Source organism: Mucilaginibacter metallidurans, from assembly GCF_003286435.2.
GTDB classification, from domain to species: Bacteria; Bacteroidota; Bacteroidia; order Sphingobacteriales; family Sphingobacteriaceae; genus Mucilaginibacter; species Mucilaginibacter gossypii.
In genome coordinates this window covers 5538028-5553291 of record NZ_CP043449.1, presented here as the reverse complement: position 1 = coordinate 5553291, position 15264 = coordinate 5538028, and the positions used below count along the sequence as shown (strand labels likewise).

The following is a 15264-nucleotide window of genomic DNA, read 5'->3' as shown; positions in this document are numbered from 1 at the left end:
ATGCCTGCTCCAATTAAACCTACGGCTAACAAGATCAAACTTTATTTGATCAAACCGGCATACAAAGATTTTATGAAAATCTTGAAGGACCCTGCTGCGGCGGCGTTGCGATCAACGGTACTGCCAGGCATCGGCACCCTTTACTATAAACAGTCATTCCCTCAAACGCCGGAATGGCTCAAGGATTTCTTTGAAAATCACCCGGCACTTCATCTAGGAGACTTCAAAGTATCAAGTACTTCCGCTGTATTACTAGTAGAACAAAAAATAAAAACTGACTCAAGAATATTCGCCCTTACTTTTGGCGGTGGCCGGCACCTGTTGCATGAATTTGCCACAGAGGGCAGGTTCGGACTAATTACAACTTTAAATATAGTAGAACCTGCCGGCCTAAGGAGCATGATTAAAACAACGCTGAGTGCGAATCCTAAAATCAGCGCAGAACAGGTATCCAGAGCTAGTGACACCAAGGATTTTCAAATTAACATCGAGCAAGACATTGTCGAATCGATCACCGGAAGTAATACGCATCCGGACTTTGGCAAGATCATCTCGGGAAAGGACGCACTAAGTGTAACCGGAAAGATTACTGCCAAAACCCTATCACCATTTTTGAAAAAAATCTTCTTGCTTTATAGCAAAAAAGATTATCGAACCAATTTTAAATGGATAGATCAAATACAGGAGATCAAGGATTCCAAACTGATCGATCAGCTAAATAGCATCTTGTTAGACGGCATTAATAAGGTAATTGATATACCACTCTGGATGGCGGTTCCTGAGATCATCGATTGGAGTGATTTTAATGGCTTCAAATATTCTAATCGAAAAACAGACGACCTCCACGAGGACCTCGACTTGGAGGTTTATATAAGTGCCAAGGGCGGTAAGCCAATTTCTTACGATGATCTTAAACATGATATTGTAAGTTGCTGGCGTGAATCAAAGGACAATAGTGTGCTGCAATGGAGCGTGTTTAAATGCTTGAATAGCGAATTGACTCATGGAATTGATCTTTATTTTTTAGATAAGGGCAAATGGTACAAACTCGAACGCTCGTTTGTTAAAGAAGTTAAGAAAGTAGTAGCAGAAATTAAAATTTACCCGAAAGTTTTACCGGATTTTAAGCACAAGGATGAGGGCGACTACAACCTAGCTTTGGCTACTTCTTTAAAAGCCCTGTTATTAGATGCCCGGAATGTTCCCTATGGAGGAGGTGCCAGTAAGATCGAGGTTTGCGACATTCTAACGCCGCAACAAGAGTTTTTCCACATTAAGAAATATGGGGGGTCATCGACTCTGAGTCATCTTTTTGCGCAGGGTTTTGTATCCGGCGAATTATTTGCATCAGACTCGATCTTTCGTGAAAAAGTTAAAAAACACTTATCAGTGGGACCGCCATATAATGCATTTTTTTCAAAAGACCGGCCGGCTATCCATCAATATAAAGTTATCTATGGCGTTATCACCGCATCAAAAAAAGGGATTAGTATTCCTTTTTTCAGCCAAGTGACGCTAAAAAACTATAAGAGAATCCTGGAAGGTTACGGCTATACCCTTTATCTTGCGGAAATCAAAAACATTAACCCACCTTCAAAACCACCGAAAAAGAAAAAGGCTGTTAAACCTTAATTTTGCTTCAGTTATGATCAATGCTTATAACGCAGCTGCTTCTGCAAACTTCGCTAACTACGAAGGCTGTGGTAAACATAGGTATATTGTTTTCTGTATGATGTAGTTACGCGAATTGCCTCGAGTTGTATATAAATTCAAGTCCTGTATTCATGCCTATTTGCTACCGGCTGTAGTCTGCGAACTTTTATTATTTAATTAAATTATAAAAAAGATTGTTTTGAGCCTCATCCGGCAATTCGCAGGCAAAATTGGTTTCTTTCAAAATATATATGATTTTACATCTCAGCTTATAGCTTTGGAAGAAGCCATAAATTCCATTCCTATATATTAATGTTTATAAAGATCGACATCCGAGTCGGATTATATCGGACTGTTTTACGGTTACTAAAATTGTGTTTGCTTAAACTAAAAACAGGATTCAATTGTAGCAATAGATTTTTCAACGAAAGATTATCTGCAGCAATTCAACAAACTATTACTGAATGATCTGAAAGGAATGATTTCCGCCCAGAGAGAGCAGGTCAAACAATGGTTGAAAGCGCGGATATCCAAATTATGTAGCAAAATTTTGAAGGTCAGGAACTGCCGCTTAATATTTCGATCTATCCTGAGGCTGGTATCGGTTACCAGCAAACCGCCCTGGATAAATTGAACCCTGTGCTGAATAACTTACGCCAAACGGTCAATAAATCGACAGAATCCTCCTGAAGCGCGATTCATAGCCTGCTTATAGGGAATTGGCGAAAAATATTTGCTTAGTTTATTCATACTGTTCAAACACGTAGCTGATCACGTATTTATTGAAATACTAATGACATCAATGCGAAGGTTCACAGCAGGTGATCACGAAATTAAAGACGCCGGACGGGGAATGGCCAGGTAATGGAAGCGCTAAATCCTTTCTTACACTTTGTTGATTTATTCCATTTGTCGGATCCGCGTGTAGACAATGTAAGTTTCCGAAAAAGCATTGTAAATGCGACGCTAAAAAAGTAGACGTTTTTTTTGCGATGAAGGGTCAGGTATCTCACCCGCTCACCAAAAACTCCGGTTCAATTGTTATAACAGGGTGCATGATCAGAACGCGATCAGAGTAAAAGTACTCGGCCAAGTTTATTCTTTTCAAGAGAGATTATAGAAACAGAATGCGGAAAGGTTTGGAAAAAAGTCAGATAGGTAAAGGGGCAATCTCGGGATTTAGATTAACTGTGGTTGATAAAACAATTGATTAGTCAAAATCATACAGTTATTGAAATTTCTAATATCCTAAAACTGTGAAATAAATACAATATTTACCAAAAAGCAATCAATAACACACTAATATACAAAACATAATATAGTTATAAAGATAGATTGATTATATTAGTAAAGAATTACCGGACTATTTCCGATAACGGCTTTTTCACCTTACCTTTTTCATGATGAAGAATCAATTCAATCTGCTATTGGCATTATTATGCGTGCCCTTCTCTTCTTATTGCACCCCAAAAACTTATGCACTCCTGATAGGAATGAATAAAATCAACGTGCAACGTTATGCAACACAATACGGCCGTTCTTATAACAATGCAGCCGTTGCCGGAGTACAAAAAGATCTAGGTGACATTCAGGCAATATTAAGGCTTCCTCCCGGTGATGTAAAGGTACTAAAAGGGGAGGATGCTACACACGAAGACATACTTGCAGCGATGGAACGAATTGGCGGAATCGTAAAGCCTGGCGATATGTTTATATTTTATTATTCGGGTCATGGCGATACAATACCAGATATCAACCACGATGAAAGAAATAGCAAGTACGACCAGGTATTGGTAGCTTACGATCAATTTGTAGTTGATGATGAAATTGATGTGATAATGAGGAAATATTTCACCAAAACGATCAACTGTTTTATGATGGACTGCTGCCATTCAGGGACAACGTATAAATTCAATTCATTATTCCTGGATTTCAAACCAGTAAAAGATAAAGAAAACAAAAACTTCCAGTCATTTGCCAAAAGCGTTAATAAACAACAACAAGAACTGGCAAATTGCACGTTTGGCAAGCCTATCCCGGAATCATACAGCCTGATCTATTTTGGTGCAACTGCTGATGAGGATCTGGCGATTGGAAACGAAGCGGGGGGCCTACTGACCAGAAGCTTATTATATATCTTTAATGTAGCACTGTCAACCGGACAATGGGAGCAGTATAACTACAGGAAACTCGCCTGTGAAGTCCGGGATCTGATGGCTGGCGACAGACAGGCCCTTCAATATCACGAGATCGGAACTGGGACCGATCAGTTAGCCCTGCGTAAACCTTTTAACAATTAACATATGAAAACACGATTCCTGACATTGATGCTTGTTTTGTTGAGCGCATCAGCCATGGCACAGCCTTATTACCAATTATCTTCCGGTAACCCATTAAATGGCAACCCCTATTACATCTTGCCCAAAGCTGCTATTGTAATTGCTATACCTGTTACGACCCAAAGCTATATAGGGAGCAGTACATTGATCGCGGATTACAGTGATGATGAACAAAAGATTCTAGCATTGAAATACGGTTTTGATGCTGATATTTATAAAATTTTAATAAAAAAGGCGGAAAGGAAATTCGAAAAATCTTCGATTGGCAATGACTCCGTTAAAGTCGCATTGATAGCCAAACCTGATTATGCTAAAGTGTTTTTTACTGATGCCGAAAAAAAATGGAACAAAAATAAGTCGGTCAGTTTTACTTATGGCAGTGACGGCATTGTAACAGATGGAGAGTCTTTTACGGAAGATAAGACATTTGACCTGGTGGTTAAAACCTTTAGCAGTGTTGTATCTATAGCGGCTGCCGTATTCAAAGGCCCGGAGGAGACTTTGGCTGCAACGCCGAGAGTAACATTCGACGATTTAGATGAAATTAAAACGAAAATGGATGCGTTAGATCATATTATTAATAATGATATCTATAAAGACCGGAAAAGCATTCTACAGGGCAAATATGATAAAGCCTTCGCTGAACATTTTTACAAGGAAAAGAAAACAATAAAAATTACCAAACTTTACTATACCCCTAAAGCAGAATCCGTACCTGCAGACAACCAATACCAAACGCTATTTTCCTTAAACCCGGATAATGGTAAACTTACATTTAACAAAGAACTTTCGCAGGAACTTTGGGCTGTCAACATTTTCACGGCCGAGCTTGATCCCAAAGAGAGTTTTAAAATTAAATTTACCTCTCACCCGCAAACATTACAGAACGCCATTGGCCGGAGTTCGTTCCCTTCCAACGGGTTTGCCTATAATATCCCATCCCAAAAGGAATTTAAACTGGTAGATAAGAAAGAGGAAACTATTTATGATGATTTTATAAAGATACCTCAATGGGGCATTGTCGGAAGGCTAAATACTGAAAAAAACAAACTCACGTTTTCATTAGATCCTGTAACAGGTGAGTTGAAAAAAGTAGTAATCGGAAGTTCCGCAATTTCGTCTGACCAGATCGGCGGAGTAACATCTGGCCTAACTGACGCAGTAAAGTTTGCAAGGGGAGATAGTAAAGATACAGAGCGGGAAAAGGAAGCTAAACGTTTAGAAACGGAAGTTAAAATCAGAGACCTTCAAAAAAGTCTTGACCAGCAATAAATTAAATGCCGCCTGTCGTTAAACAGGCGGCATAACGGTATTGATATCGTTTAAAATCGGCGGTTATTCCTTCAATTCCACCTTGCCGTTCAACGCCCAGTTTTCTGCCCCGGAAACCATTCTATCGAGCATATCTGATAATGATAAAGGGCTTCTTCTAAATTTCAATTTATCCGATACTCATCTGTGGAAATGGAGATGACGAAAGCGCATAGTAAACAACTATGCGATATTTTGTGAATGAAAGCGAATTTGGAGTAACTATATAGATAGTATTTAAAAATGGAGACTCAAATAAGAATTGATTCCCTTACATATTTCGATCAAAGTTTAAAAAGTCTACAATTAAAAATCCCGTTAGCAGGAATTCAGAGCCATAGATAACAAAGCACTGTTAAAATTTTAAAATTATTGCCAGATGATGGAAAATATTCAAGTCATGTAACGATAATTCAAGCTATAGCCCTCCAAACAGCCATCATATTTAACCTTTGGTATCCTACAGATATTTGCAATTCATCAAATGAGTCCATCTAATATACAGCAGAAGACATGGGAAAATAGCATTCAATTTGGTTTTGTAAAACAGAAGCTTTCATCCTTTGAAATAATTTCAAAATAGCTATATTTACATTAAAGATTTGCGATCAATCTGTATCAAAAAACGCGGTGAGTAATTCGGTGAGTAGTGAATTATCAATCAGCTAAAATACTCTATTTCATATAATTAAAGGCACTGTTCGATTCTCGTCGGCAAGTTTCAGTTCATCCGCACGTCCTGATTACCGATGTTTTACATCCTTACGAAGTCCTTGATCTTGACCAGCCATAGAATACAATTTGTGTGTTCACTATCACGAATTCTATCCTGCCTGCATATCAAATCACATCTTGCGACCGAAGCCCTTTTTAGGTCTGCGTTTAATGGTCTGGACGATATTTTTTTGTAGAATAAGTTCATGGTCAGCAATGGCAGCTTTGATCGATCTTTCGATAACCGACCATTTAAATTCATCCTTGATAAGCATAATCTCAGTTGTGAAATCTATATCCTGGTGATGGAGCAACGACATCCTCACTTGATGGCTATTCGTATTAGGGTATTTAGTTAAGTAGGCCTCAACAATCTGCTGATAGGGCATTTCTTTCAATAGGTAATGGATATCTACAAAATCTTTTAACCGTGTACCATTCCCTACTATGGCGTTTATCTTCATAGCAGCGATATCTTCCAAACCGAGCATTCGGATACCTTCAGGATCGAGTACTCGATTTACGTGAGGGTAGTTGTGCAACAACATGTCCAGCCTTACACCATTAATATGACCAGTTAAAAAATTGTTACGTGCATTTAAGATAGTTGCCTGATGATCATCGTTTAAGTGTTTAGCCAATTCCAAACCATCAAAACTATCGGCCGTAAAAAGATCTATATCAATTGATAACCGGTGGCCAAGCATTAATGATAGTGCAGTGCCTCCTACCAAATAAAATTGTTTTAATTTTTCATCATCCATCAAGCGATGGATCAATTCCAGTGTTCCTGGCGTAACAGTTTCCGTGTGTAGCATTTGAGTTGAGTTTTACTCAACTGAAAATAGGTACAAGCGGCTTCCATGCCGTGGTCGGTTAAATAAGGTATATCTTCTGTTAATGCACTAATTACACGTTTCCTGCTGTAAAAGTTGATCATTGTTTCCCATTCCGCGGGTAGCCCTCTTTCGATGACACGTTCTATTACAGTCCGATAACTCCGCTGCCAATCCATTTTATCAAAGTCAAACTCCCAGAATAAATGTTTCGGCAGGTCGGGTTGAGCGGATCGGTGTTGTACCGGTTTTCTTTCTATACGGATCTCGTCATTTTCAAACGGGATTTTTCTCTTTGACAGGTAATTATTCAGGGTGTTATAGTTATAAGCGGGATGATTTTCACAGAAATTTTTCAGGCTGGAGAATATTTCAAAACTATGCTCAGCCAGTTTTTTCCACTGAACTACCAAGACGCGCCGGTTTTGATCTGTCTGTTCCTTCATTATACAAAGATATGTAAAATAACTTTTCAACCAATATTGTACGATATTTGTCAATTGAAGTGTTAAATAAAAATTATAATATGATATCCGTTCGTGCGTTTCTTAGCGAAACATGCTGACTACACGCCCCATTTCAATTTGTTCCGGCCCTGTAGCTTCAAAGTTGCCGGTCGTTGTAGCCTTATCATATAGCCGTTCTTCAAGCTTCTGCATATCCTCGCTTGTTTTGCTATCTAGCACTTTGGCGTAATGTTGCGTTGTCTTAATACTATTGTGTCCGAGCATTTTTGAAACAGTTTCCATTGGAACTCCATTAGATAAAGTAATCGTAGTGGCAAAAGTATGTCGGGCCATATGAAAGGTCAACGTTTTGGTGATACCACACAAATCGCCTATTTCCTTTAGATAACTATTCATCCGTTGGTTTGTCAGTACAGGTAACAGTAATGACCTGCGTACGCATACAGGGTGGTCTTTGTAATTTTCTATAATTTCGAGCGCCTCTTTTAATAAGGGGATATGTGATGGGGTATCCGTCTTATGTCTTTTGGTAAACACCCATAATTTGCCGTCGTCGCCTTGAGCTATTTCGTTGGGAGTCAATTTTTGCACATCAATATAGGCCAGTCCCGTGTAGCAGCTGAAAATAAAAATATCCCTTACGAGATTCAGCCGTTCAATACTCAACGCTTTATTTCGGATAACGTCCAACTCATGCTTTGTTAAAAAAGTTCTTGGAGAAGGCTTTGCGGTCGATTTGTAATGTAAAAAAGGATTGACTACTATCCACCTGTTGGCCAGGCAAAGCAGGATGATCTTTTTTAAGTGCTTAACATATTTGTCGGCAGAAATTGGGATACAATTCTTTTCAGTCCGCAAAAAGAAGTCATAATCTTTTATAAAGTTAAAATCGACTTTCCGCAATTCATAATCGGGCCGCTTAAACTTCCATTCAACAAATTCCCGCGCATGTTTAAGAGAGCTTTTAAAAGTTTTATGTGTATTGGCACCAAAGCCCCTGCCGATCAGGGATTCCATCTGTTTATTATGATCACTGAAAATCTCCAACAACATTTTAGATTTTTTCCCTTTGCCGTCCAGCTCGTTCCGCAAAGTATCGGCAGAGATCTCTTCTTCGCTGTCCAGCAGTCGTGTATGGATACGTTTCAGCTTCGCCAGGATACTGTCCAAATGGGCATTTAAACTCCTGGCATCCTCCGTATTTCCACGCGCTTTTCCACGTTTTTCGTCCCATTTTTCAGGTTCGATTCCTCGCCCGATAGTTGCCTCACTCCGTTTCCCGTCAACGGAAATACGCAAGTAGATAGGTAAATCACCTGATTCATAGCCCTTTACCTTCTTTAGATAAAAAAGCAGGTTAAAATTTTTAGTCTTCATTTACTCACCAATTTGTGTTTACAAATCATTACAAACCTACATTTACAGGCCACGAAAATCAAGATGTTCAAATTTTGAACAGGTTGAAAATCAATGATTTATGACACTTTTGGTGAGTAAATTGGTAAGTGGCAAAAAAACGCTCTAAAACTCACCAGAACAGTGAAAAAAGATGCATAAAATGGCCATTTTACCAAAATTAAAAAGCCTGTAAATGTTTGATTTGCAGGCTTTTGATTGTTTTTGAATTAAGCGTATGTGGTCCCGACGAGAATCGAACTCATATCTAGAGTTTAGGAAACTCCTATTCTATCCGTTGAACTACGGGACCGTTCAAAAATCAACCTCGAAAAGGCCGATCTTTTATTTAGTTTGCAAAGGTGCAATTTTTCATTGAAAAATCACACCCTAAAATCAAAATTTAAAACAGGCTTCATTTGCACATCCGCACATCTGAAATTTGCACATCTACCTAATTACCGCACCGTTGTGAAAATCTTCGGTTGGGGCAACAAAGCTTAACTTGCCTTCGCTGTTTTCGGCCATCAGGATCATGCCTTGCGATACAATGCCTTTGATCTCTCTTGGCTCCAGGTTTACCAGGATGCTTACTTTTTGACCGATAATGTTTTCCGGCTCATAATATTCGGCAATTCCTGATACTACGGTGCGCTCGTCGATACCGGTATCGATGGTCAGCTTCAGCAGCTTTTTGGTTTTGGCAACCTTTTCGGCAGCTAAAATGGTACCGGTGCGGATATCCATGGTGGCAAAGGTTTCGTAATTAACGTTTTCCTTTGCAGGCAGCACGTCGGCCGATTTTGGTGGAGCTACCACCTTTTTATCTGCAAGTTTTTTAAGTTGGGCCTCTATCACATCGTCCTCTACCTTCTCAAACAACAGAGCAGCAGGGTTTAGCTGGTGCCCATTGTTGAAATACATCTCCTGATCATAAGCAATCGGCTCATTAGGCAGATTAAGCATGGTGATGATCTTCTTAGCCGTAGTAGGTAAAAATGCCTGCGCCGCAGTTGCCAGGTGGCCAATCAATACTAAACAGTTGTGCAGCGCTTCTTTAGCGGCGGCAGGGTCTGTTTTAATGGTTTTCCATGGCTCTTTTTCAGTGAGGTAGCGGTTACCTAAGCGGGCCATATCCATTACAGCTTGTAAAGCCTGGCGATAGCGGTAAGCCTCAAGGTTTTTCTCTATCTCATCATAATATTCGCCTATGCCATTGCTCAGGTTTTCGTCGGTAAATTCTATCCTGTCGGTGTCTGCCTCAATTTTACCATCGTAAAATTTGTGCATCAATATCATTACCCGGTTCAAAAAGTTGCCAAGGATGGCAACCAGCTCGTTATTTACGCGTGCCTGGTAATCTTTCCAGGTAAATTCGCTGTCGCTGGTTTCGGGCAGGATAGAGGTTAACACATAGCGCAACTCATCCTGTTTGCCCGGAAATTCTTCCAAATACTCATGCAGCCAAACTGCGTGGTTGCGTGAGGTAGAAAGTTTATCGCCCTCTAAATTCAAAAACTCGTTGGCTGGTACGTTTTGCGGTAAAATGAATTCGCCGTGTGCATGCAGTATCGAAGGGAAAATAATACAGTGGAACACGATATTATCCTTGCCGATAAAATGAAGCAGACAGGCATCATCCTGCTCGTCGGCTTGTTTTTTCCAGTATAATTTCCAGTCCTTTTTGTTATCAATAGCCCATTGCTTGGTGGCCGAAATATAACCTATTGGCGCATCCATCCACACGTAAAGCTTTTTGCCTTTGGCTTCGGCTAATGGCACATCAATGCCCCAGTCAAGGTCGCGTGTCATGGAGCGTGGTTGCAGGCCCGATTTAAGCCATGATTTGCACTGGCCAAAAACGTTAACTTTCCAGCTGCCTTCCTTGGCGTCAATCCACTGCTCCAGCCATGGCTGGTATTTATCCAAAGGCAGGTACCAGTGTTTGGTTGATTTCAATACCGGACTTTTGCCGCTCAGGGTCGAGATCGGGTTGATGAGATCGGTAGGACTAAGAGAAGTACCGCAGCGCTCGCACTGGTCGCCGTAGGCATTTTCATTGCCGCAATTAGGGCAGGTACCAATGATATAACGGTCGGCCAGGAACTGCTGATAGTCTTCATCAAAGTACTGATCAGAGAATTTCTCAACAAACTCATCTTTTTCATACAAGTTCAGGAAAAACTCCTGGCTCAGCTCATGATGAATAGGCGATGAGGTACGGTGGTAAATATCAAATGCAATCCCGAACTCTTCAAAACTATCTTTTATTTGCTTGTGATATTTATCGATGATAGCTTGCGGGGTAGTATCTTCTTTTTTGGCTTTGATGGTAATGGCCGCACCATGCTCATCCGAACCGCATATATACACTACATCTTTCTTTTTAAGCCTTAAATACCGTACAAAAATATCTGCCGGTAAGTAAGCACCAGCCAGGTGACCAATATGTAAGGGGCCGTTGGCATAAGGCAGGGCCGATGTAATGGTGAATCGTTTATATTTGTTGAGTTGTGACATTAAATATCGCCTTGGTAAATAGTGTGCAAAGATAATTGATTTAAGTGGGAAAAATGCCTGAACCATGATGCTCATGATTTAAGGATTTCCTGATTTTTTTCTCTTATTATCAAGGTAATCGTTCAATCTTTAAAATCATGGTTCAAACTCAACCCCCATACCTCGAAAAAGGCGACAAAATAGCCATCACCTGTCCTGCCAAAAAACTGCCCAACCCCATGACAGATGCTATCGCGCTTCTGCAGAGCTGGGGACTGGAAGTTGTTTTGGGAGATACTGTAGAAGCCTCATTTCACCAATTTGCCGGCGATGATGATTTTAGGGCTGCCGATATGCAGCGATTTATTGATGATGACAGTATCAAAGCTATCATTGCCGCCCGTGGGGGCTATGGAACCGTGAGGATGATTGACAAGGTTGACTTTAGCCGTTTTTCACGAAATCCCAAATGGCTTATCGGCTTTAGCGATATAACCCTATTGCATACGCACTTGTTCACTAATTATGGTGCCCAAACTATTCACGGGCAAATGCCGGTTAATATCCCTGATGCATCCAAACATTCGATCGATACTTTACGAAGAGCCTTATTTGGCGAAGAATTAAGCTATGAATTTATAACACATGATACCAATAAGCCCGGCGTAACTTCAGGTATCATAGTAGGGGGTAATTTATCCCTGTTGGTTGCAGCAGCCGGTTCGGTATCTGATTTAGACTACGTAAGGAAAATTCTGTTTATAGAAGATATCGGCGAATATCTTTACTCGATAGACAGGATGCTGCGCATGTTGGACAGGGCGGGTAAACTAAAAAATCTTGCCGGCCTGGTAGTAGGCGGCTTTACTGATATTAAAGATAATGATATCCCTTTCGGTCAAACTGTTTCGCAAATAGTGATGGATATAGTTAAAGGATACGACTACCCGGTATGTTTCGATTTCCCGGCCGGGCATATTCCAGATAATAACAGTTTGGTATTGGGGCGGGAAGTGCATTTGAAGGTTGATGAAAAGGATGCCAAATTGTGGTTTAAGTGAGATTTTTTCAAATCCCCTCTTGAGAGGGGGCGCGATGGAAAGGGTGGTAGCAGGGGGGCGGCGACATTCATTAGCTCGTTGCATAAACACACCCCTCCGCCCCTCTCAAGAGGGGAATCGCTCATTCCCCGCTTTTTATTCCTTAAGTTGACGAGCCTGCTCTGAAGAGGGAACCGCGCAGCCCTATGCTTTTAAAGCTCCCCCTTTAGGGGGCAGGGGGGCGAAGCAAACCAATTTGCTTATCAGTAGTTTATATAACATGGCTAAAAAACCACTGCTTGAATTTACAGATAAAGGGATTTACTGCGCGCAGGGCAAATTTTATATCGATCCATGGAAGCCGGTTGATAATGCTGTAATAACCCACGCCCATGCCGATCATGCTTATTGGGGGCATAAACATTACCTTGCCCATCATCTTTCACGCGAGGTTTTATTGTACCGTTTAGGCGAAATCAACCTGCAAACGGTTGAGTATGGTGAAATAGTACACAAGAATGGTGTTACTGTGTCACTCTTCCCGGCAGGCCACGTGATCGGCTCAGCGCAGATCCGGGTTGAATACAAAGGCGAGGTTTGGGTAGTATCCGGCGATTACAAGGTAGAAGATGATGGGATCTCTACTCCATTTGAGCCGGTTAAAAGCCATCACTTTATTTCAGAGTGTACTTTTGGGATGCCGGTTTACCAATGGAAGCCGCAGGTACAAACTTTTAACGAAATCAATAGCTGGTGGCGTAATAACCTTGATAATGGACTGGCCACCGTATTGGTGGGTTATTCTTTAGGAAAAGCACAACGAATATTGCAAAACCTCGATCTGTTTAATGGCAGGGTTTATACTCATGGTGTTATCGAAAATACCAATGAAGCCCTGCGCCGTAATGGTGTATTGTTAAACCCAACCGAGCGGATAACCGCGGAAAGCTCAAAAGAAGAGGTTAGGAAAGGCATCATCATAGCGCCACCCTCATCAGTAGGTACGCCCTGGATGCGGAAGTTTCAGCCGTATAGTTTTGGATATTGCTCTGGTTGGATGGCTATTCGCGGAGCTAAACGCCGTCGTGCTGCCGACAGGGGTTTTGTTCTGTCCGATCATGCCGATTGGGATGGTCTCATTAGCGCTATTGACGCTACGTGTTGCGAATGCGTTTACCTCACCCATGGATACACAGCCACGTTTTCGAGATATTTAAATGAGATTGGTTTTAATGCCCGGGAGGTGCATACGCTTTATGGCGGCGAAGAGGAAGCCCCCACCCAACCTCCCCCGGAAGGGGAGGGGTTAAATGAATATGAAGCGAGCAAGAAAGTCTCCCCTTCCGGGGGAGATTTAGAGGGGGCCATTTCATGAAAGCCTTCGCCCAACTCTTTCTTTCGCTTGACGAAACCAATAAAACCAACGAAAAGGTTAAAGTATTAAAAGACTATTTTAATACGGTGCCCGATACCGATAAAATGCACATGCTTGCTTTGTTTACCGGTCGCCGGCCAAAGCGGCAGATCAATTCAACGCTGGTACGAAACTGGGCTATCGAGGCATCACACATTCCTGCCTGGCTGTTTGAGGAAAGCTATCATGTAGTGGGAGATTTGGCAGAAACTATGGCGCTGCTTATGCCCCAAAGTGACGCAAGCAGCAGCAAAGCACTCACCGAATGGATAGCTGAGATCAATGCCCTTAACGATAAAACCGAAGAGCAAAAAAAAGAATGGCTGATGGAATCATGGGCCATGCTGGATAACCAGGAGCGCTTTGTTTTTAACAAACTGCTTACCGGCAGTTTCAGGGTTGGGGTATCGCAAAATCTGGTAATCAAGGCGCTGGCGGATATTTCCGGACTCGAACCCGCAGTACTTACCCATCGCATTATGGGGAGCTGGCTGCCCGAAACCTATCAGTTTTCGCAATTGCTGGCAGAGCAGGATGCCGAAGCTAGTATCTCCCGGCCTTATCCTTTTTTCCTGGCCTATCCTATCCAGGAAACATCCGAAAAACAAAAAACTCCTGCCGAAGTAGGGATTGCCCTCGGCGATGCATCCGATTGGCAGGCTGAGTGGAAGTGGGATGGGATCCGTGCGCAGATGATAAAGCGTAATGGGGAAATATTTATCTGGAGCCGCGGCGAAGATCTGGCTACTGAAAAGTTTCCTGAGTTGCATCTCTTTTTAAATGCCCTGCCCGATGGTACAGTGATTGACGGTGAGATCCTCAGTTTCCAAAATGGCTTGCCTATGCCGTTTAATGTGTTGCAAACGCGGATCGGCAGGAAGAATCTCAGCAAAAAAATTCTGGAAGAAAGCCCTGTAGCCGTTATTGCTTATGATTGCCTGGAACATAAAGGTGAAGATATCCGCTATAAAACCCAAACCGAAAGACGGGAGATTTTGGAGCAGTTACAAACAGAAACACGATATTCCGAAGTGTTCCGTATTTCATCGCTGATTCAGTTTGAAAGCTGGGAACAGCTTGGAAGTATCAGGGAACAGTCGCGCGCTATGATAGCCGAGGGGATCATGCTGAAACGCAAAAGCGCGGCCTACCAGGTAGGCCGCCGCAGGGGCGATTGGTGGAAATGGAAGATCGATCCGCTATCGGTGGATGCTGTGTTGATCTATGCGCAAAAGGGGCATGGCCGCCGGGCCGATCTGTATACAGATTATACTTTTGCTGTTTGGGATGGCGATAAACTGGTGCCTTTTGCCAAGGCGTATTCGGGGCTTACCGATGCAGAGATCAATAAGGTTGATTATTTTATAAAACGCAATACCATCGAAAAATTTGGTCCCGTACGTACCGTAAAGCCCGAGCTGGTGTTTGAAATAGGTTTTGAGGGCATCAATAAATCCACCCGTCATAAATCGGGCATAGCATTGCGTTTTCCGCGGATCTTGAGGTGGCGGCATGATAAACCCAAAGAAGAGGCTGATACATTGGAAAGCTTAAAGGCATTACTGGGCGAATAAACACTATAATTTAATACCTTTG

At 41.7% G+C, this 15264-nt stretch carries 10 protein-coding genes and 1 tRNA gene; 6 read left to right on the top strand and 5 right to left on the bottom strand.

Going from position 1 to position 15264, the window contains the following annotated elements; all coding sequences use genetic code 11:
* The 3 genes from DIU38_RS23570 to DIU38_RS23560 all read left to right on the top strand — a co-directional run bounded on the left by DIU38_RS23570 (window position 1) and on the right by DIU38_RS23560 (window position 5264).
* Complete coding sequence (locus tag DIU38_RS23570) at window positions 1-1632, top strand: TIGR04141 family sporadically distributed protein (protein WP_112651778.1); 1632 nt, start codon at window positions 1-3, stop codon at window positions 1630-1632.
* Window positions 1633-3146: 1514 nt separating this feature from the next.
* Window positions 3147-3953, top strand: coding sequence for a caspase family protein (locus tag DIU38_RS23565; RefSeq protein ID WP_167516257.1), 807 nt, complete (start codon window positions 3147-3149; stop codon window positions 3951-3953).
* A 3-nt stretch (window positions 3954-3956) separates the two neighbouring features.
* Window positions 3957-5264, top strand: a complete 1308-nt coding sequence (locus tag DIU38_RS23560) for a hypothetical protein (protein WP_146750351.1) — start codon at window positions 3957-3959, stop codon at window positions 5262-5264.
* Between the two features lie 884 nt (window positions 5265-6148).
* Here the strand turns inward: DIU38_RS23560 and DIU38_RS23555 are convergent.
* The 5 genes from DIU38_RS23555 to metG form a co-directional block, all read right to left on the bottom strand.
* Window positions 6149-6835: a nucleotidyl transferase AbiEii/AbiGii toxin family protein gene (locus DIU38_RS23555; RefSeq protein WP_112651772.1), complete on the bottom strand. Its 687-nt coding sequence runs from the start codon at window positions 6833-6835 to the stop codon at window positions 6149-6151.
* Window positions 6793-7299 carry a DUF6922 domain-containing protein gene (locus tag DIU38_RS23550; RefSeq protein WP_112651770.1) on the bottom strand — a complete coding sequence of 169 codons (507 nt, stop codon included), beginning with the start codon at window positions 7297-7299 and terminating at the stop codon, window positions 6793-6795. The genes DIU38_RS23555 and DIU38_RS23550 overlap by 43 nt, the downstream gene beginning before the upstream one ends.
* A gap of 102 nt (window positions 7300-7401) precedes the next feature.
* A complete protein-coding gene (locus DIU38_RS23545; RefSeq protein WP_112651768.1) occupies window positions 7402-8697 on the bottom strand; it encodes a site-specific integrase in 1296 nt (431 codons plus the stop codon).
* A 259-nt stretch (window positions 8698-8956) separates the two neighbouring features.
* Window positions 8957-9028: transfer RNA gene (locus tag DIU38_RS23540), tRNA-Arg, on the bottom strand.
* A 137-nt stretch (window positions 9029-9165) separates the two neighbouring features.
* The gene (gene metG, locus DIU38_RS23535) at window positions 9166-11235 is read right to left on the bottom strand and encodes a methionine--tRNA ligase (protein ID WP_112651766.1); all 2070 of its coding nucleotides are present in this window, start codon (window positions 11233-11235) and stop codon (window positions 9166-9168) included.
* A 137-nt stretch (window positions 11236-11372) separates the two neighbouring features.
* Between metG and DIU38_RS23530 the strand changes: the two genes are divergently transcribed.
* The 3 genes from DIU38_RS23530 to DIU38_RS23520 all read left to right on the top strand — a co-directional run bounded on the left by DIU38_RS23530 (window position 11373) and on the right by DIU38_RS23520 (window position 15242).
* Complete coding sequence (locus DIU38_RS23530; protein WP_112651764.1) at window positions 11373-12275, top strand: S66 peptidase family protein; 903 nt, start codon at window positions 11373-11375, stop codon at window positions 12273-12275.
* A gap of 259 nt (window positions 12276-12534) precedes the next feature.
* Complete coding sequence (locus DIU38_RS23525) at window positions 12535-13629, top strand: ligase-associated DNA damage response exonuclease (protein ID WP_112651762.1); 1095 nt, start codon at window positions 12535-12537, stop codon at window positions 13627-13629.
* A complete protein-coding gene (locus tag DIU38_RS23520; protein WP_112651760.1) occupies window positions 13626-15242 on the top strand; it encodes an ATP-dependent DNA ligase in 1617 nt (538 codons plus the stop codon). Before DIU38_RS23525 ends, DIU38_RS23520 begins: the two co-directional genes overlap by 4 nt.
* The last annotated feature ends 22 nt before the right edge of the window (window positions 15243-15264 follow it).

Bases quoted from the DNA above. Each gene is read 5' to 3' on its own strand.
- DIU38_RS23570 (WP_112651778.1), top strand. From the start codon at position 1: ATGCCTGCTCCAATTAAACCTACGGCTAACAAGATCAAACTTTATTTG.
- DIU38_RS23545 (WP_112651768.1), bottom strand. From the start codon at position 8,697: ATGAAGACTAAAAATTTTAACCTGCTTTTTTATCTAAAGAAGGTAAAG.
- DIU38_RS23560 (WP_146750351.1), top strand. From the start codon at position 3,957: ATGAAAACACGATTCCTGACATTGATGCTTGTTTTGTTGAGCGCATCA.
- metG (WP_112651766.1), bottom strand. From the start codon at position 11,235: ATGTCACAACTCAACAAATATAAACGATTCACCATTACATCGGCCCTG.
- DIU38_RS23555 (WP_112651772.1), bottom strand. From the start codon at position 6,835: ATGCTACACACGGAAACTGTTACGCCAGGAACACTGGAATTGATCCAT.
- DIU38_RS23565 (WP_167516257.1), top strand. From the start codon at position 3,147: ATGAATAAAATCAACGTGCAACGTTATGCAACACAATACGGCCGTTCT.
- DIU38_RS23550 (WP_112651770.1), bottom strand. From the start codon at position 7,299: ATGAAGGAACAGACAGATCAAAACCGGCGCGTCTTGGTAGTTCAGTGG.
- DIU38_RS23520 (WP_112651760.1), top strand. From the start codon at position 13,626: ATGAAAGCCTTCGCCCAACTCTTTCTTTCGCTTGACGAAACCAATAAA.
- DIU38_RS23525 (WP_112651762.1), top strand. From the start codon at position 12,535: ATGGCTAAAAAACCACTGCTTGAATTTACAGATAAAGGGATTTACTGC.
- DIU38_RS23530 (WP_112651764.1), top strand. From the start codon at position 11,373: ATGGTTCAAACTCAACCCCCATACCTCGAAAAAGGCGACAAAATAGCC.